This is a genomic window from Acinetobacter sp. F-1, assembly GCF_022869025.1.
Taxonomy (GTDB): Bacteria; Pseudomonadota; Gammaproteobacteria; order Pseudomonadales; family Moraxellaceae; genus Acinetobacter; species Acinetobacter pseudolwoffii.
The window spans coordinates 23,917-41,659 of sequence record NZ_JAJKFX010000018.1 but is presented as its reverse complement, the minus strand read 5'-3'; the positions used below and the strand labels follow the sequence as shown (position 1 = coordinate 41,659).

At 44.2% G+C, this 17,743-nt stretch carries 15 protein-coding genes; 7 read left to right on the top strand and 8 right to left on the bottom strand.

Annotated features, from left to right (window positions below):
- Positions 1-174: 174 nt before the first annotated feature.
- On the bottom strand, positions 175-1,809 hold the full coding sequence (locus LOZ91_RS13470; RefSeq protein ID WP_100535391.1) for a phospholipase D family protein: 1,635 nt from the start codon (positions 1,807-1,809) through the stop codon (positions 175-177).
- Between the two features lie 101 nt (positions 1,810-1,910).
- On the opposite strand from LOZ91_RS13470, the gene LOZ91_RS13465 reads away from it, so the two are divergent.
- Entirely contained in the window at positions 1,911-2,921 is a 1,011-nt protein-coding gene (locus LOZ91_RS13465) for a metallophosphoesterase (RefSeq protein WP_159138925.1), read from the top strand.
- A gap of 24 nt (positions 2,922-2,945) precedes the next feature.
- Here the strand turns inward: LOZ91_RS13465 and LOZ91_RS13460 are convergent, their stop codons facing one another.
- The 3 genes from LOZ91_RS13460 to LOZ91_RS13450 all read right to left on the bottom strand — a co-directional run bounded on the left by LOZ91_RS13460 (position 2,946) and on the right by LOZ91_RS13450 (position 5,572).
- Positions 2,946-3,347 (bottom strand): hypothetical protein, encoded by a 402-nt coding sequence (locus tag LOZ91_RS13460; protein ID WP_100357973.1) that lies wholly within the window; start codon positions 3,345-3,347, stop codon positions 2,946-2,948.
- 130 nt (positions 3,348-3,477) lie between these two features.
- Entirely contained in the window at positions 3,478-4,785 is a 1,308-nt protein-coding gene (locus LOZ91_RS13455) for an MFS transporter (RefSeq protein WP_074383499.1), read from the bottom strand.
- A gap of 142 nt (positions 4,786-4,927) precedes the next feature.
- Positions 4,928-5,572, bottom strand: a complete 645-nt coding sequence (locus LOZ91_RS13450) for a hemolysin III family protein (protein ID WP_074383498.1) — start codon at positions 5,570-5,572, stop codon at positions 4,928-4,930.
- A gap of 103 nt (positions 5,573-5,675) precedes the next feature.
- Between LOZ91_RS13450 and LOZ91_RS13445 the strand changes: the two genes are divergently transcribed.
- Both LOZ91_RS13445 and LOZ91_RS13440 read left to right on the top strand, forming a co-directional pair.
- The gene (locus LOZ91_RS13445) at positions 5,676-6,899 is read left to right on the top strand and encodes an SAM-dependent methyltransferase (protein WP_244783403.1); all 1,224 of its coding nucleotides are present in this window, start codon (positions 5,676-5,678) and stop codon (positions 6,897-6,899) included.
- A complete protein-coding gene (locus LOZ91_RS13440) occupies positions 6,893-7,324 on the top strand; it encodes a GNAT family N-acetyltransferase (RefSeq protein ID WP_100354772.1) in 432 nt (143 codons plus the stop codon). Before LOZ91_RS13445 ends, LOZ91_RS13440 begins: the two co-directional genes overlap by 7 nt.
- Before the next feature lie 70 nt (positions 7,325-7,394).
- On the opposite strand, the gene LOZ91_RS13435 is transcribed toward LOZ91_RS13440, so the two are convergent.
- The 4 genes from LOZ91_RS13435 to LOZ91_RS13420 form a co-directional block, all read right to left on the bottom strand.
- Positions 7,395-7,736: a hypothetical protein gene (locus tag LOZ91_RS13435; RefSeq protein WP_034608399.1), complete on the bottom strand. Its 342-nt coding sequence runs from the start codon at positions 7,734-7,736 to the stop codon at positions 7,395-7,397.
- A gap of 160 nt (positions 7,737-7,896) precedes the next feature.
- On the bottom strand, positions 7,897-10,032 hold the full coding sequence (locus LOZ91_RS13430) for a 3-hydroxyacyl-CoA dehydrogenase NAD-binding domain-containing protein (protein ID WP_244783402.1): 2,136 nt from the start codon (positions 10,030-10,032) through the stop codon (positions 7,897-7,899).
- A gap of 296 nt (positions 10,033-10,328) precedes the next feature.
- Entirely contained in the window at positions 10,329-11,534 is a 1,206-nt protein-coding gene (locus tag LOZ91_RS13425; protein ID WP_244783401.1) for an acetyl-CoA C-acetyltransferase, read from the bottom strand.
- A 170-nt stretch (positions 11,535-11,704) separates the two neighbouring features.
- Positions 11,705-12,715: an AraC family transcriptional regulator gene (locus tag LOZ91_RS13420; RefSeq protein WP_005169495.1), complete on the bottom strand. Its 1,011-nt coding sequence runs from the start codon at positions 12,713-12,715 to the stop codon at positions 11,705-11,707.
- Between the two features lie 213 nt (positions 12,716-12,928).
- Here LOZ91_RS13420 and LOZ91_RS13415 point away from each other — a divergent pair, with 213 nt between their 5' ends.
- From LOZ91_RS13415 to LOZ91_RS13400, 4 genes are all read left to right on the top strand, one after another.
- The gene (locus LOZ91_RS13415; RefSeq protein WP_100354973.1) at positions 12,929-14,050 is read left to right on the top strand and encodes a CaiB/BaiF CoA-transferase family protein; all 1,122 of its coding nucleotides are present in this window, start codon (positions 12,929-12,931) and stop codon (positions 14,048-14,050) included.
- Positions 14,051-14,307: 257 nt separating this feature from the next.
- Complete coding sequence (locus tag LOZ91_RS13410; protein WP_005098006.1) at positions 14,308-15,951, top strand: nitrite/sulfite reductase; 1,644 nt, start codon at positions 14,308-14,310, stop codon at positions 15,949-15,951.
- Positions 15,944-16,429 (top strand): DUF934 domain-containing protein, encoded by a 486-nt coding sequence (locus LOZ91_RS13405; RefSeq protein WP_005098005.1) that lies wholly within the window; start codon positions 15,944-15,946, stop codon positions 16,427-16,429. The genes LOZ91_RS13410 and LOZ91_RS13405 overlap by 8 nt, the downstream gene beginning before the upstream one ends.
- A gap of 287 nt (positions 16,430-16,716) precedes the next feature.
- Positions 16,717-17,703 (top strand): diaminopimelate dehydrogenase, encoded by a 987-nt coding sequence (locus LOZ91_RS13400; protein WP_005098004.1) that lies wholly within the window; start codon positions 16,717-16,719, stop codon positions 17,701-17,703.
- The last annotated feature ends 40 nt before the right edge of the window (positions 17,704-17,743 follow it).

Genomic DNA, 17,743 nt, shown 5'->3' with positions numbered 1-17,743 from the left:
ACAGACCCAAAGTAGGCAAAAGTCTTTATTATCCATACACGACGTCCTGTCGTGATAGATAATATGTGACATCCTTGCCACACTCATATCTCTGAAACTTGGGCAAATCCATGAGAAGAAGGCAGCGTTAAAGAAGAGGCTATTTTAAATAGTTCAACTCAAGCTGTTTGTCACTTACATAAACCCTTCGATCGGCAACCAGGACACCAGTTTGAGCCCAGCTTTTTGGTACCATCTTATTCCGGGTTCTTTGGTGAAGGTTTTAACCTCTCCATTGGCTTTCTTGATTTTCCAGTTAATATTCTGGTTGGCATCCAGCACCAGTTTATAGGCATATTTACTTAAGTTCTGATCCATGGTTTGGTGCACTGCCTGTGCTAAAGAGGGGCTATTCAGTAATACACCAATTTCAGTGTTGAGATAGGCAGAACGTGGATCAAAGTTAAAAGAACCAATAAATACCTGTTTTTGATCGATTGCCATTAGCTTGGCATGCAGGCTGGAGCGGCTCAGACCTTTCAGGCTGACTTTGGCTTTTTTGGAAATTTCCGCTGTATTGGCATTGAGATGATCGGCATCTGGCGCTGCAAGGAACTCATACAGCTGCACATCATTTTCCAATAAATCCTGACGATATTTGGCATAAAAGGCATGTACCACGGCAACATCATTGGCTTTAAACGAATTGGTCAAGACACGGACCTCGATATTTTCATCCGCCAGTTTCTTTAAACGATCTGCGCCAATTTTTTCCGGAACAAAATAGGCAGAGACAATATCAACACTTTGTTCAGGTTTTTCCAGATGTTGTAATAACTGGAAGTTGAGATGTTCTTCGGCTTTGGCCTTGGCCTTGATTTTGCTTGGAGGATCTTTGACCACTTCGGCTTCGACCCAATCCAGTTGAATGTTTTGTTCCAGCCATTGGTCAAATGCTCTGGAACGATTGGCCAGATCCAGATAATTCTGTGTGGCCTGATCCTGACTGTGCTTTTCCAGTTGTTGTTTCAGGCTTGGAAAGCGTAAGCCATGATGGCGCGGATTGACAATCTGTTGCACCGGATAGGCATAATCATCATTCCAGTATTCATCGAAGGAATGAATGATTTCATCCGATGCTGCACCGACCAGCATCACATCGACATCGGAAAACTGATAAATTTCACTGACATTATAATACTGGTTACTCATATTGCGTCCACCAATCAGGGCAATCTGGTTGTCGGCAATAAAACTTTTATTATGCATGCGGCGATTAATACGCTTTAAATCCAGCACCATGTCCATGGCACGATATTTTCGAAAACGGTAGGGATTATACAGTTTGACATCGATATTCTGATGCTGGTTTAAGGCCAGATAAATGCCTTCCATTTTCTTGGCATTATTGTCATCCATTAACAGACGCACTTTTACGCCACGATCTGCCGCCTGAATAATCGCATGCAGGGCAAGGGTGCCAATCCGGTCGTTGTCCCAAATATAATACTGTAGATCCAGACTACGCTCGGCCTTCTTAATCAGCTGGATACGCGCACCCAGTGCTTCGAGTGGGTCATAGAGCACACGATAACCGGTCAGGCCGATGTTCTGTTCACGTAAAGGTTCAACAATTTGCGCCAAACTGGTTTGTGAGGTATCTGTTTCAAATGCCATCTGGCTAGGCTGCTCAGTTTGCTTGGGCAAAGTACTGCATGCAGGAAGACCCAAGATCATGCTACAGCTCAGTAAAATCCCAGCTTTATAGCGGTAAATTGATGAAAAGCTGGGAGATTTTGAATGAGCTTGAACGTGGGGAGCAGTGGCCATATAAGTCGAAGAATGAAAAATTAGAATTGAGTATAATTGCCAGCTATGAAAAGATAAATATAAAGCCAGTAATCAGCTTCTCGACTCGACAAGGCAAATCTATGTGGGATACCAGTTCCGTACTTTTTTATTTTTATTTAGGCATGGCCATTCTGGCCATCTGGGCTGTGTACCAGGCATGGTCGAGTCAATCTCGTACCGAGACCATTCATCCATTTAAAGCATTTTGTCATTTGTTGGCTTTTTACCTGTCCTATTTACTGGTTCCACTGGTGTTCTTCAGTATTTATGCCGGATGGAGCGGTTATTATTCCTTGCATGAAGCTGTTTTTGTATTTTTCATCAGCGCCGTCTTGAGTTATGCACGCTTTATCGAGCCGCATTTAATTCAAGTGAAAACGACACAATATCAGATCAATGCGGATAAACGCTTAAAGCAACCCGTCCGGATTGCCCTGATTGCAGATTTACATATCGGTCTGTTTTCTGGTCATGAACGGCAGTTGCGACAAATTGTGCATAAGTTAAATCATGTTCAACCCGATTTGGTGGTGGTGGCCGGAGACTGGACTTATGAGCCGGAAAATAAACTGGCACAAGAACTGGCAGTTTTAAAAGAAATTCATGCCCCAGTCTATTCCGTCAATGGCAATCATGACGAGCAATATCCGGGACCACCGATTCAGGAACTGCTGCGTTATGCACTGCAAGTCAATCAGGTCATGGATATTGAAGGGCAAATTGTCGAATTTGATGAATTTCGGCTCTTGGGTGTGGGCGATCTCTGGGCGGGTAAAGCCGATATGCGCAGTCTGCCAGATTTACCTCAGGACAAGCCTTGGGTCATTTTGTCGCATAATCCCGATACGGTGGATATGATTCCCAAATTGCCGACACGTCCTCTCATGCTGGCTGGACATACCCACGGCGGACAGGTGGAATTGCCTTGGCTGACCGATTATGTCATGAAAAAAGTATCAATTTTGGGGCATAAGAAGGGCATGTACCGTCATGAACATGCAGATGTGTTTGTCACGGTTGGCACCGGTTTGGTCGGCGTACCTTTTCGTTTTCGAGTACCACCCACCATTGATATTATTGAACTGATCTAAATGGAGATATTGTCCTGTTCAGCTTTAACTGATGATCCAGATCAGGATCAATAACAGCACTGCAATGGCTGCCAGAATCCAGATTTTATTTTCAATTTTTCGGGTTGGGACGTCTTCGCGTAATTGTCGTGCGGTGATTTCAGCTTCTGTGGGGGTATTCAGGCTCGGATGGGTCGGAATTTCAAGGGGAGGCGTTACCAAGTCAATCTCACCCGCATCATCACTAAAGCGCGGTCCTGTGCTTTCAGTTTTCATGACCACATCGTGCTCACGGACAATCTCTTCAATCACTTGTAGCGCCTGGATTTCATCCAAGGTCGTGTGCTCGGTGATATAGCGAACGGCCTCTATTTTTTTATCATCTTCCAGCAAAATAATAATATTGACCAACTGTTCCTGGGTTAGGGATTCAATAAGTTCCTGCATTGCCTTGCCTCATTGTCTGGTTGAGTCCATTTGATTGTTGAGCAAATTTAACGAGATAAGTAGCAGAGTTTTGTTGTGAAATCATAAAAAAGCCAGCATCGAATGCTGGCTTTTAAATCAAACTAAGACTTTAAATTTGATTATTTACATCATCATTCTTGGTTTCACGAATCAACAGAAATGCAATCAGTGACAGGATTGATGCTGCGGTCAGGTAATAACCGACTGCAGACAGACCATAAGTTGTTGCCAGTTTGGTGGCAATCAGCGGAGCAAAGGATGCACCAAAGATGCCTGCCAGGTTAAAGGTCAATGCAGAACCGGTATAACGTACTGAAGTCGGGAATATTTCAGACAATACAGTACCGATTGGCCCATAGGTTAAGCCCATGATCGCCAGACCAATACACAAGAACAGGAATACCACCAGCGTGCTGCCAGATTCCAGCATATCTGCAAAGAAAATCCCGAAGATGGCAGAGATAACACAGACTGCAATCGAGGTGGTTTTACGGCCAAATTTCTCGGCCAATACTGCAGAAAGTGGAATAAAGGCAGCAAAACATAGGGTTGCAACCAACTGCAATTGCAGGAATTCTTCACGAGAATAACCTAGCTGTTTAGTACCCCATTGCAATGCAAATACTGTGGTGAGGTAGAACACCACGAAGGTACAAATTGCAGCGATGGTGCCGAGTACCAGCATGCGAGAATGTTTTTTGAAGACTTGAACAAATGGAATGTTCACTTCTTTTTGTTTATCTAGCACCTTTTGGAATGCCGGGGTTTCATGCAGTTTTAAACGAATCCATAAACCGACAATCACCAGCAAGGCACTTGAGATAAATGGAATACGCCAGCCCCAAGCCATAAAGTCAGCCTCAGACATGAAAGCGCCCAACGTCAGGAAAGAACCTGTTGCCAGAATAAAGCCGATTGGAGCACCCAGTTGCGGGAACATGCCATACCAGGCACGTTTACCTTCAGGTGCATTCTCGGTGGCAAGAAGTACGGCACCTGACCATTCACCACCCAGCCCCAAGCCCTGACCTAAACGACAGAGTGCAAGCAAGAGTGGTGCAGCAATCCCGATTTGCGCATAAGTGGGCAAGAGGCCAATCGCAACGGTGGAAATACCCATGGTCAGCAAGGCAGCGACCAATGTGGCTTTTCGCCCGATCCGGTCACCCAAATGACCAAAGAGTGCCGCACCAATCGGGCGGGCAATAAAGGCAATGGCGAAAGTGGCAAGCGACTGAATGGTGGCAGTCATCGGATCTGTACTTGCAGGGAAGAACAGATATGGAAAAATAATGACAGCAGCAGTGGCATAGATATAAAAATCGAAGAACTCGATTGTAGTACCGACCAAGCTCGCGGTTAAAACGCGAAATTTTGAATTTTGTGCTGGCTGAGCAGCAGAATTAGACGACGCCATGGAGAACCTTACACTTACTAAAAATAAAAAAGCTTAGTTTTAAAAGCGTAATCTTTTTAAAAAAGGCGTAATTTTTTAAAAAAACAACTGCAATCTTCTCGCTTTAACTCGCTCAGGGTCACTGAAATGAAAAAGAAGATGATTAAATCACGTAAAGATAGATAGACAGAAAATGTGATCCTGCGCCTATCAATACAAATATGTGCCAGATAGCGTGGGTATATCTTACTCTTTTTAAAGCGTAAAACAATGCACCTACGGTATAAGCCAATCCGCCAATGATCAGAAAGGTCAAAGATTGAGCACTGAGATATTGTTGCATATCATCCATTACCAGTAGCGCCAGCCAGCCCATGACCAGATAAGCCGCCAAAGAAATTTTCTGGAAACGATGAATGAAAACGAACTTGAACAGTGTACCAATGAGGGCGATCACCCAGAGTGCAATCAATAAATACTGGGCTTTGGCTGTTGGAATGGCAATTGACAGGAAAGGCGTATAGGTTCCGGCGATTAAATAATAAATTGCAGTATGATCAACTTTTTTATAAAAATAACGACGGTCTGCTGCGGTGGCCATGTGATAGAGCATGGACGCAGAGAACAGCAAGATCATGCTCAGCGCGTAGACCCAAAGTCCAATCCATTGTCCAGTACTGAGATAAGACCCTTTAATAATCAAAAGAATACCAGCAATTACCGATAATCCAGCACCCACAGCATGACTGATATAATTAATTCGTTCCTCAGTGTGATCATAATCTGGAACCAGCGGCGCATTCTGCATGATTGTCATTCTTCTTTAAAATATACATTTGTATAGTAATTCAATTTTGCTTTTAGGTTAAGAAGATTTAAACTTGAGGGGCGATTCATTTCAGGTTTTATCTATGTCAACGTTGGCAACTCTCTCAGACCAAGAACAGCAGTTTTTAGATGTATTTCAGCAAGCTGTTGAAAGTGATCAATTTGATCGTCTGATCTTAAGCCAGTATAAAGGTGAACTGCAGGATTTAGAGAAAATGACCTTGCGAGTCATTTCATTAAATGGGCAAAAAGTAATGAGCTGTCTGTATCGCCATAAAACTCAGGATGTCACCAAAAACTATCCTTTAGCGGATGCACTGGCACAGGTGACAGTATTATTAGCATGTTGCAAGCAAGCCAATTTAATGACGCTAGATGAAGAGTTACAGCTGAAAAAAAACAAGAAAAAAGCCATGTTGACCCGTACTAAAAACAAAAACTCGACGCTTCAGGCCAAGTCCGCTGAACAGGGCCATGACCGGATTAAACAACGTTATGTTGATCAGGACAGCATCTTTTTACAGCATCTCGGCATTAGCGATCATAATGCGCAGATCATTCCGAGCATGGCGCGTAAATGGAAACAGATTAATAAATTTGTCGAGATTTTTTCGGGTGCATTGGCGCAGCTCAAGCCACAAGTCGAAGGTCTGCGTGTGGTGGATTTTGGCTCCGGTAAAGGCTATCTGACCTGTGCTTTATATGACTATATGCAAAAACATGGTGAGACGCCGTGGGTTACAGGGGTGGAACTGAATCCGAAAATGGTCGAGTTCTGCCAAAAGGTCGCGCAACAATCTGGCTTTGATCAGCTCGACTTTTTTCAGGGCGATGTGCGTACTTATGAACCGAAACGTCTGGATGTAATGATTGCTTTGCATGCCTGTGATGTGGCAACGGATTTTGCGATTCACAGCGGTATTCGCCTGAATGCACAGATGCTCATGTGTGCGCCATGTTGCCATAAGGAATTGCGCCCACAGTTACAGGCGCCAAAAGTGCTGAGTCCGATGCTGCAATTTGGTATTCATGCCGGTCAACAGGCAGAAATGCTGACCGATACCATTCGTGCGTTATTGCTGAAAGCCTATGGTTATGAAACCAAAGTTTTTGAGTTTGTGGCACTGGAACATACCAGTAAAAATAAAATGATTCTGGCGACGAAACGCAAAGATTACCAACAACCCGATCAGGAGGTCTTGAAACAGATTCAGGACTTGAAAGAAATGTACGCTATCCAAAAACATTCACTGGAATTGTTATTGAATAATCAGTGGAATCAGCAGGGGATTGGTTCTAAATGCTAAAGGATTCAGAGCTTAAAATTGTTTCGGGTGGTTGGGAGGATTTAGCGAAGCATGCCAAAACCATTCGCGAAGCCGTGTTTATTCAAGAACAGAATATCGCCGCTGAAGAGGAATGGGATGAGCAAGATGCCATTTCCATCCATTTTGTGGTCTATGAAAAGGGTCATGTGATAGCCACTGCAAGATTGCTGGCGAATAACAGTGTAGGTCGTGTTGCAGTGTTAAAGTCACATCGTGGCTTGAAGATCGGGCAGCAATTGATGCAGGCTATTATCGATTATGCCAAAGCAGATCATCGAAAAGATTTAAAACTGTCTTCGCAAGTACATGCCATCGGTTTTTATCAGGCATTGGGTTTTAAGGTTCAGGGCGAAGACTATCTGGATTGCGGCATCCCGCATATTGATATGTATTTAAAGCTTTAATTTTTTAGTTATTGAGATACAAAAAAGCGAGGCATTGACCTCGCTTTTTTACGCCCTTACTGAATCAAGATCAGTGGCCATGCGCTGAGCTATGCTCGGCACTCTCCATATTGGCATGTTCTTCAGTTGACATATTATGTTCATTCGCTGTTGTATCGGAATGAGCCGTATTGGCAGTCGCACGTGCCTCACGATCTGCTTGAGCCTTCGCAATTGCTTCAGGAGACATGGTCGGTGCATTTTTAAAAGCATGCTGCTGGGTCGTCTGTTTATTTTGCTGGCTTGGCATGTAATCCGGTTCATTCGTCACCGCAAGCCAAAAAATAAACATGAATAATCCACCTAAAATACAGAAGATAATAAGTGCTTTCCAACCCCAAGGGGATTTTTCAGGTGAACTGTGATCAGTCATAGGTCTTACCCACGTGGATATCAAACTTATGTAACTTTATAACATAAATTGATCAAAAAGCAGATCGAAATCTGTCATTAGACGAGTGTATCCAGTGATTCAGCCAGATCCGGAAAATAAAAAGAGCAACTCAGTTCCTCTTTTTATTTAGAGCTCAAAATTATTGAATCGGCTGACCTTCTGCTGCTCGGTCTTTCAGGAGTTGCGGTGCTTTGAAGCGTTCACCATACTTATTTTCGAGTACCTTGGCACGGGTCAGCGCCTTGGCCAGACCATACTGATTTAAGAATTGCACCGCGCCACCCGTCCAGGCTGCAAAGCCAATGCCAAAAATGGAACCGACATTGGCATCGACTACAGACTCCAGCACGCCTTCTTCCAGACAGCGCACGGTATCCAGTGCCTGCACAAACAGCAAACGATCCATCATTTCCTGTTCAGAAAGATCAACCTCTTTTTTCCAGTGGTTGAGACCCGTCCAGAGCTGCTTTTTACCATTTTCTGGATAATCATAAAAACCTGCACCGGCAGCCTTACCTTTACGGTTAAACTCATGAATCATACTGTGAATGACTTCATCTGCGGGTGATTTGGTGATGGTCTGACCTTGTGCTTCTAAGGCTTTGTATCTTTCATTGGCCACATGTTCGGAGAGGGTCAAGGACACTTCATCCTGAATGGCCAAAGGCCCGACTGGCATACCGGCTTTGAGTGCAGCCATTTCAATCCGTGCCGGATGCACGCCTTCTGCCAGCAGGCGCAAACCTTCTTGAACGAACGTACCAAAGACACGACTGGTAAAGAAGCCACGGCTGTCATTTACCACAATCGGTAATTTGCCAATCTGCTGGACAAAGTCAAAGGCTTTGGCCAGTGTTTCTGCTGAAGTATTTTGCCCCTTGATGATTTCGACCAGCTGCATTTTATCGACCGGACTAAAGAAATGCAGACCGATAAAGTTTTGATCATTTTTTGAAGCCTGGGCTAACTCTATAATAGGCAGGGTCGAAGTATTCGATGCTATCACGCCATGACTGGCAAGATACTGTTCTGCTTCTTGTGTGACTTGAGCTTTCAGTGCGGGATTTTCAAACACCGCTTCAATGATCAGGTCACAACCGGCCAGATCTTGATTGGATGCAGTCGCTTGAATCAGGCTTAAAACCTGATCTCGTTGATCAGCAGATAAACGTCCTTGAGCTACTTTTTTATCCAGCAGTTTCTGGCTATAAGCTTTACCTTTTTCAGCCGCTTCAATCGAAATGTCTTTTAAAATAACCTGAATGCCTTTGCTGGCAGTCACATAAGCAATGCCTGCACCCATCATGCCTGCGCCCAGAATACCAACTTTAGTGGCTTTCCATTTCGCAACCTTTTGGGGACGGCTGGCACCGGATTTGATCGCATTCAATCCATGCCAAAAAGTAGCGATCATATTTTTAGAAATCTGACCGGTGGCCAGATAAGTAAAGTAACGCGATTCAATGGTCAGCGCCGTATCGACATCGACCTGAGCACCTTCTACCGCTGCCGACATGATTGCTTCAGGTGCAGGATAGCAACCTTTGGTTTTATCACGCAGCATCGCTGGGGCAATCGCCAGCATCTGTGCAACTGCTGGCGTTGAAGGGCTACCACCCGGAATTTTGTAGCCTTTTACATCAAAAGGCTGTTGTGACTTCGGATTGGCTTTGATCCAGACAATGGCTTTGTCTAAGAGTTCATCGGTATTGTCTGCCACATCGTGAATCAGCCCTAAAGATCGGGCTTTCTCTACACCCAACTGTTTGCCTTCCATCAACAAGGGAAAGGCATTTTGCAGGCCGAGCAGGCGCACGCTACGGACAATACCACCGCCACCGGGTAGTAAACCCAGTGTGACTTCAGGCAGGCCAAACTTGCTTTTAGGGTCATTCAAGGCAATACGATGATGGGCACACAGAGCAATCTCCCAGCCACCGCCCAGTGCTGTGCCATTTAGTGCAGCCACAACCGGAATGCCGCGGGTTTCGATATAACGCATCTGTGCTTTCATCTCTTCAATCATGTTGAAGAATTCAGTCGCATGTTCAGGTGTAGCTTGAATCAGTTCATCCAGATCGCCACCGGCAAAGAAGGTTTTTTTCGCAGACCGGAAAATGATGCCAGTAATATTTTCATCAGCTTTGAGTTTTTCTACGGTTTCAGCCAAAGCGCTACGAAAATCTGCATTCATGGTATTGGCAGACTGGTTTGGAGAATCAAAGGTCAGAATGACGATATTATCTTCAGTTTTTTGATATTGAATTGCGCTCATAAATTTTTATCCAGATCATAATGGGATGAATTTGGAATTAATATCCTGATTAGATTTTAGAAATTTTCCTTATTCCGGAGCCTTTCCAAATTCATCTAAATTCTTGGTTTAAGCTTCAGTTCGACCTGCCTTACGAAATGTATTTCTCATTTAGCAAAAGTAGGCAAAACCATTGTCATACGCAAAATCTATTAATTTTGTAAAACAATGATCTTGCGCTAAAACCAAAGCAGTGCTTTGGTTTTGCTCAGGTTGCATATGACTAAAACGTGAATCAAACACTTTAAATATTTGAGTTAAACCAATTCAATAATGGTGGCGATGCCCATACCGCCACCGACACACAGTGTGGCTAGTCCACGTTTTTTGCCTTGGCGTTCTAACTCATCCAGTAAAGTTCCCAGAATCATCGCGCCTGTTGCGCCCAATGGATGACCCATAGCGATTGCACCACCATTCACATTCACTTTCGCTGGATCAACATTGAGTTCGCTAATAAATCGCATCACCACCGCAGCAAAAGCTTCATTGACTTCAAACAGGTCAATATCATCAATCGTCAAGCCAGCTTTAGCCAAAGCTTTACGTGCTGCCGGGGCAGGGCCGGTCAGCATAATGGTAGGATCAGCCCCGACCAGCGCCGTGGCCAGTACTTTGGCACGCGGTTTTAAACCTTGTTCTTTGATCGCTTGTTCTGATGCGATGAGAACTACGGCTGCACCATCGACGATTCCGGAAGAATTCCCGGCATGATGCACATGATTCACCGTGCCAACTTCAGGATATTTTTGTAGGGCGATGGCATCAAAGCCCATCTGTCCCATGGTCGCGAAACTAGGATTGAGTTTGCCTAAGCCTTCAGCAGTTGTGGTCGGTTTGATAAATTCGTCTTTGTCCAGAATCACCACACCGGCCTTGTCTTTGACCGGGATAACAGAAGCGTTGAAATAACCATTGGCTTGTGCGGCAGCGGCTTTCTTCTGGGATTGCTCGGCAAACTGGTCTACGTCGGTGCGGCTATAACCGTCAATCGTGGCAATCAAGTCCGCGCCAATACCTTGCGGAATAAAATCACAGGCCATATTGGTTTCAGGATCCAGTGCCCAAGGACCGCCATCGGAACCCATCGCTACGCGGGACATGGATTCGACGCCGCCTGCAACGACCAGATCTTCCCAGCCAGAACGGATTTTTTGTGCAGCCAGATTGACAGCTTCCAGACCGGAAGCACAGAAACGGTTGATTTGTACACCGGCGACATCATTGTCCCAACCCGCTGCGATCGCCGCGGTTTTGGCAATATCGGCGCCTTGATCACCAATCGGAGTGACACAACCCAGCACAATATCATCGACTTTTGATGTATCAAATTGATGACGTGCCTGAAGTTCGTTAAGTAAGCCAGTCAGTAATGAAATGGGTTTGACTTGATGTAAAGATCCATCTTTTTTACCTTTTCCGCGTGGCGTGCGAATGGCGTCGATAATATATGCCTCGCTCATAGCATGTCCCTTTTATTAATTTGCTGAAAATTATTCTAATGACTCGAGTGTAATACTTAAATTTTGAAGTGCAATGACGAGAACGGACCAGATCATTTGATGATTTTTGCCAATAAAAAAAGCCCAGGTCTGGAAACCTGGGCTGGAGAAGAGGATATCGAGAATTTTAATTAATGATAACCATGCAACTGGCGATATAGACCTGGGGTTACACCGGTCCATTTCTTGAAGGCACGATGGAAGGTACTGGTTTCACTGAAACCGACCTGCTGCGCGACATCTTCGAGGGTTAGATCTGGATTCAATAACAGATGAATCGCGGCATCACGGCGCAAGGCATCTTTCACACCTTGATAGCTTTTACCTTCGGCTGCCAGACGGCGGCGCAAGGTTTGAGGAGATAAATACAGCATTGACGCGACATCATTCAATGTCGGCATTTCTTCGCCAATCTGGCTCTTCAATACATCACGGATTCTTGAGGTCAGCGAGTTGGTATTTTTAAACTTCACCAAGAGCTGAGCAGGCGCAGCTTTCAAGAATTCCTCTAAGGTTTCTTCATTCTGACGGATCGGTAGGTCCAGATAGTCCGCAGCAAAAGTGATTTCGGTGCGTGGCATGTCGAACTGCATTACCGGCGCAAAGAACAGGGCATCATATTCGTCAGCATGGGCTGGACGTGGATAGCTAAAATGCACACGTTCCAGCGGTAAACGACGTTCAATCAGCCAAGATGCCAGACCATGCCAGATCATCAGCATACTTTCGGTAATAAAATGATCCGGATCCATCGCATTTGGAATGAGGGGCACCAGACGTGCTTCGTGTTTGTCACGTTCCAGGGTCACCGACCAGTCATCACCGAAGAGTTTATAGAACTGCGAAGAAAGTTCCAGTGCATCACCTAAGGTTTTGGCATGAATGATGAGCTGACACATGATGGCAAAAGTGCCCAATCGGCGTTGCTGTTTGTCAAAGCCAACATGCTCGTCCTGAGTCACCATCCATAACATTTTAATAAAGCGGGTATATTGTTCAGGTGAAATACGGGCTTTGGGTTGATGCAGCAGTTCTGCTTCAATTCCGACGTGAGACAATAAAGTATCGACATCCATGCCTAGACGCTTGACGCCAGATAAGGCTGCATTGACGAAATGGATACTGATCGTATCACGACTCATGTTTAATCCTTCAGTCTCTTTAATGTTCACTAATATTTGACCTAAATGACGAAAAATAATAAAACAATGGCAATTTACAAGAACACCTTTGCCATTTTCTTACATATTAGATTGCCGAAACTATCAAGGTAAATGGCTGAACATGACATTGTTTTTATGCATTTATGTTTCTATGATGCTGAAAAAAGCAATATAAGTAGAGTAAATATTCCAATGTCATATACCTTAAAAGGATTGAAAATTCTAGACTTTTCTACATTATTACCAGGCCCATTCGCGACATTATATCTGGCTGATCTCGGCGCCGAGGTTGTGCATATTGAATCACCGACCCGCCCGGACCTGTTGCGATTAATGCCCCCCTTTGCCAATGGACAGGCCACTTCACAGAGTTATCTGAACCGAAACAAGCAATCGGTAGCACTGGATTTGAAAGATCCGACCAATATCGAATTGGTCAAATCCAAGGTTGCAGATTATGACATTGTGATTGAGCAATTCCGTCCCGGCGTGATGCAAAGGCTTGGGCTGGACTACTCAACCTTAAGCGAAATTAACCCCAAATTAATTTACTGTTCCATCACTGGCTATGGCCAAACCGGTACTTACAAAGCGAAAGCAGGACATGATATTAACTATCTGGCCTTGTCCGGTATTGCTGGACACAGTGGCCGGATCGAAAGTGGGCCACCTGCTTTAGGCATTCAGGTTGCCGATGTAGCCGGTGGTTCTATGCATGCCGTGATTGCAATTCTGGCGGCAGTGATCGAACGCCAGCGCAGCGGTAAAGGTCAATATATTGATATTTCCATGACCGATTGTGTGGTCACCATGAATAATCTGGCCGCATCCGCCAGTCTGGCTGGCAATCAGCATCAACGACCTGAGTCTGGCTATCTGAATGGCGGGACTTTCTATGACTATTATGCAACACAGGATGGACGTTATCTGTCGATTGGCAGTCTGGAACCTCAATTTATGCAGGGATTGGCACAGGCTTTAGAACTGCCGATTATTCTAGAAAAAGGCAATTCTTTTGCTCCAGAAGATCGTGCTGCGGTGAAACAGGCAATTCAAAATAGAATAAAGTCAAAACCATTAGCGGAATGGCAAACACTATTCGCAGCGCTGGATGTCTGTGTCGAGCCGGTGCTAAAACTTGAAGAAGCTTTACATTCTGATTTAGCGCAACAGCGAGAATGGCTAGTACAGGTTCCATTAAAACCCGATAGTCAGCAGACCGAAGCACAACTGGCCTGTCCGATTAAATTTTCACGTTCAAAGATACGTTATGATTTTGTCGGTCAGTTTTTGGGTGAGAGTGAAAAATGGTAATATTTTTAATTATTTAAAAGACAAAAAAGGGTAAAAGATTGAAATATCACTATATGAAAATAACTGCTAATGATTGATGAATTAAAGCATTATTGCTTTAAAACTACACTAAATGCGCTAAACCGTGATATCAGTGAAACTTTGGCAGGCTTATCAATAAAACAGCTATGAAATATGTATAAAAAGCATTTTATTGATAGGTTTAATCTCGCTATCCTTGCGTTCGATATAATAGAAACTACTAGCAGCTGTACGCCATGTATTTATATACTGATTTCGATCAGCAACTGATTAATGAACGTGTTGCACAGTTCCGTGATCAAACGGAACGTTATTTAGCCGGTAAACTCACCGAAGATGAGTATCGTCCGCTTCGTCTGCAAAATGGTCTGTATGTACAGCGTTATGCACCGATGTTACGTATTGCAGTGCCTTATGGTTTGATGAATTCAAAGCAACTGCGTAAAGTGGCTGATTTGGCTAAAGAATATGACCGTGGTTACGCGCATATTTCGACCCGTCAAAACATCCAGTTTAACTGGCCGGCACTGGAAAACGTACCTGATATGCTGGCTGAACTGGCGACCGTGCAAATGCATGCGATTCAGACCTCAGGCAACTGTATCCGTAATACCACGACGGATCAGTATGCCGGTGTAGTGGCTGGTGAAATTGCCGATCCGCGTCCGACCTGTGAATTGATCCGTCAATGGTCAACTTTCCATCCGGAATTTGCTTTCTTGCCACGTAAGTTCAAGATTGCAGTCTCTGCGCTTGAAGAAACCGACCGTGCAGCCACTGCATTTCACGATATCGGTGTATATATTGTGCGTAATGAAGCCGGCGAAATGGGCTATAAAATCAAAGTGGGTGGTGGTCTTGGCCGTACTCCAGTGATTGGCAGCTTTATCCGTGAGTTCCTGCCACGTGAAGACTTGATTGCTTATCTTGAAGCAGTGCTTCGTGTGTATAACTTGCATGGTCGTCGCGACAACAAATATAAAGCCCGTATCAAAATTTTGGTCAAAGCTTTAACGCCAGCGGTATTTGCTGAGAAAGTTGAAGCTGAATTTGCGCATACTGTTAAGACTTTGAAAATCGATGCAGACACCTTGGCAAAAATGGATGAAAACTTCACCCCATTTGATTATCAAGATTATGCAGATGAAGATTTTACTGAATTGTTTGCGCAATATCCAAAATTCAAACAGTGGTTCAATATCAATACCAATGCCCATAAAGTGAAAGGTTATCGTATTGTGACGATTTCACTGAAACGTGCCGGCATTGCACCGGGTGATGTCAGCACTGAAGAAATGAACCTGATTGCAGACCTTGCCGATCAGTACACTTTCGGTGAATTACGTACCACGCATGAACAAAATATCTCGCTGGTCGATGTGCCGCAAAAAGATTTGTTTGCTGTATGGCAAACCCTTGAACAAAACAATCTGGCACGCGCGCATATCGGTTTCTTGACCGACATCATCTGCTGCCCGGGCGGTGATTTCTGTTCATTGGCCAATGCAAAATCGATTCCGATTTCTGAAGCGATTTCACGCCGTTTTGATGATCTGGATACCATTTACAACTTGGGTAAACTGGACTTGAACATCTCAGGTTGTATGAATGCCTGTGGTCATCATCATGTCGGTAATATCGGGATCTTGGGTGTTGATAAAAAAGGCGCTGAATTCTACCAGATCACGCTTGGCGGTAATGCAGACCATGATGCCTCAATTGGCGATATTCTTGGGCCGTCATTTGCAGCAGATGTGGTGCCGGATATTGTAGAAGAAATTCTAAATACCTATCTTGATCTACGTCAGGACGCTGAAGAGTTTATCGATACTTATCGCCGTGTTGGCATCCAACCATTCAAGGAGCGTGCATATGCTTAATACCGCACTCGCAGTGCTCTCTAAAGATGGCACAGTGACAGAAAATACTTACCAGCTCATCGGTGAAGAGGGTGTTTTACCACAAGGTGATGTGGTTCTGACGGTAGATCAGTTAGATCAGCTTCGCCATGTTTCAGGTAAAAAAGCATTGTACTTAACCGTTGATGCTTCACCTGAAAGCAATGAATTTCCGCTAGCTCAATTAGATGCAATCTTTATTGAATTCGCCGGTTTTAATGATGGCCGTGGCTATTCATTTGCGGCACTTTTACGCCGTCAAGGTTTCCAAGGCGAACTTCGTGCCACTGGTGATGTATTCAAAGATGTGTTGAACTACATGAAGCGTTCTGGTTTCGATACTTTCGTGATTAAAGAAGGTAAAGACATTCAGGAGGCGGCTGCCGGTTTAAATGATTTTAAAAATCCGTACCAAGCATCGACCGCGGTGAATCAGGCAAATTATCAAACAGGTGCCTAACCTGAAAGTTAAAAAGCTTGTCTGTAAATAAGTCTGTTTTTCTTATAAACAAAAAGCCTGCAATGCAGGCTTTTTGTTTGCTTTGGACGATAGATATGATTGTTTCTATACTATCCTGAATGCTTTAAATTGCTGCGAATTGCTGTAGCATAAGTATCTTTATGCTGAGAGTAACGCGAGCAGAGTGCTAATTTTCGAGTATGCAAAATCAATCAAGAGGGCGATTTTAATGGGATCGTCATCTGATTTATTTTTTTAATTTTTTCATGATGAAGTGACTTGTCTTTATGCAAAATTCTATCCGTATTGGTATTGCTGGTTATGGCAACTTGGGTCGTGGCGTTGAAACCGCCATTCAAAAGAATCCAGATTTACAACTTGTGGGTATTTTTACCCGTCGTGCGCCTGAAACGGTATCTCCTTGTTTCGCAGCAACCCAAGTGTTCCATATGGACTCACTGACAGATTTCCAAGATAAAATTGATGTGCTGATTTTATGTGGCGGTTCAAAAGACGACTTACCGCAACAAGGTCCGATCTTGGCCAGCCAGTTTAATATTGTCGATAGTTTTGACACCCACGCACGTATTCCTGAATATTATGCAGCGGTCGATGCACCTGCAACAGCCAGCAAGAAAACTGCGATGATCTCCATTGGTTGGGATCCAGGCATGTTCTCGATCAATCGCTTATTTGGTGAAGCTTTACTGCCAGACGGTGAAACCTATACTTTCTGGGGCAAAGGCTTAAGCCAGGGTCATTCAGATGCCATTCGTCGTGTAGAAGGTGTGAAAGCAGGGGTGCAATATACCATTCCTTCAACAGAAGCAATTGAGAAAGTACGTAGTGGTGTTCGTCCAGTATTAACGACCAAAGAAAAACATACCCGTGAGTGTTATGTGGTGCTTGCAGAGGGTGCAGATGCAGAAGCAGTTAAGCAAGCGATTGTGACCATGCCGGATTATTTTGCCGACTATGACACGACTGTGAATTTCATTGATGAAGCAACTTTAGCACAAGATCACCAGCGTATGCCGCATGGTGGTTTTGTGATTCGTAGTGGAAACACCAGTGATGCACATAAACAAGTGCTTGAGTTTTCATTAAAACTAGAAAGTAATCCAGAATTTACAGCCAGCGTTTTAGTTGCTTATGCACGTGCAACTTATCGTTTAAATCAAATGCAGCAGTATGGTGCAAAAACAGCATTTGATGTGGCACCGGGCTTGTTGTCAATGAAATCACCTGAGCAACTTCGTAAAGAAATTCTTTAAGTCTTATCATTTAAAGTACAGCTTTGAATATTTGACGATA

What these genes read in the sequence shown, in the direction of transcription:
- LOZ91_RS13470 (WP_100535391.1), bottom strand. Translation starts at nt 1,809, where the DNA reads ATGGCCACTGCTCCCCACGTTCAAGCTCATTCAAAATCTCCCAGCTTT.
- LOZ91_RS13465 (WP_159138925.1), top strand. Translation starts at nt 1,911, where the DNA reads ATGTGGGATACCAGTTCCGTACTTTTTTATTTTTATTTAGGCATGGCC.
- LOZ91_RS13460 (WP_100357973.1), bottom strand. Translation starts at nt 3,347, where the DNA reads ATGCAGGAACTTATTGAATCCCTAACCCAGGAACAGTTGGTCAATATT.
- LOZ91_RS13455 (WP_074383499.1), bottom strand. Translation starts at nt 4,785, where the DNA reads ATGGCGTCGTCTAATTCTGCTGCTCAGCCAGCACAAAATTCAAAATTT.
- LOZ91_RS13450 (WP_074383498.1), bottom strand. Translation starts at nt 5,572, where the DNA reads ATGCAGAATGCGCCGCTGGTTCCAGATTATGATCACACTGAGGAACGA.
- LOZ91_RS13445 (WP_244783403.1), top strand. Translation starts at nt 5,676, where the DNA reads ATGTCAACGTTGGCAACTCTCTCAGACCAAGAACAGCAGTTTTTAGAT.
- LOZ91_RS13440 (WP_100354772.1), top strand. Translation starts at nt 6,893, where the DNA reads ATGCTAAAGGATTCAGAGCTTAAAATTGTTTCGGGTGGTTGGGAGGAT.
- LOZ91_RS13435 (WP_034608399.1), bottom strand. Translation starts at nt 7,736, where the DNA reads ATGACTGATCACAGTTCACCTGAAAAATCCCCTTGGGGTTGGAAAGCA.
- LOZ91_RS13430 (WP_244783402.1), bottom strand. Translation starts at nt 10,032, where the DNA reads ATGAGCGCAATTCAATATCAAAAAACTGAAGATAATATCGTCATTCTG.
- LOZ91_RS13425 (WP_244783401.1), bottom strand. Translation starts at nt 11,534, where the DNA reads ATGAGCGAGGCATATATTATCGACGCCATTCGCACGCCACGCGGAAAA.
- LOZ91_RS13420 (WP_005169495.1), bottom strand. Translation starts at nt 12,715, where the DNA reads ATGAGTCGTGATACGATCAGTATCCATTTCGTCAATGCAGCCTTATCT.
- LOZ91_RS13415 (WP_100354973.1), top strand. Translation starts at nt 12,929, where the DNA reads ATGTCATATACCTTAAAAGGATTGAAAATTCTAGACTTTTCTACATTA.
- LOZ91_RS13410 (WP_005098006.1), top strand. Translation starts at nt 14,308, where the DNA reads ATGTATTTATATACTGATTTCGATCAGCAACTGATTAATGAACGTGTT.
- LOZ91_RS13405 (WP_005098005.1), top strand. Translation starts at nt 15,944, where the DNA reads ATGCTTAATACCGCACTCGCAGTGCTCTCTAAAGATGGCACAGTGACA.
- LOZ91_RS13400 (WP_005098004.1), top strand. Translation starts at nt 16,717, where the DNA reads ATGCAAAATTCTATCCGTATTGGTATTGCTGGTTATGGCAACTTGGGT.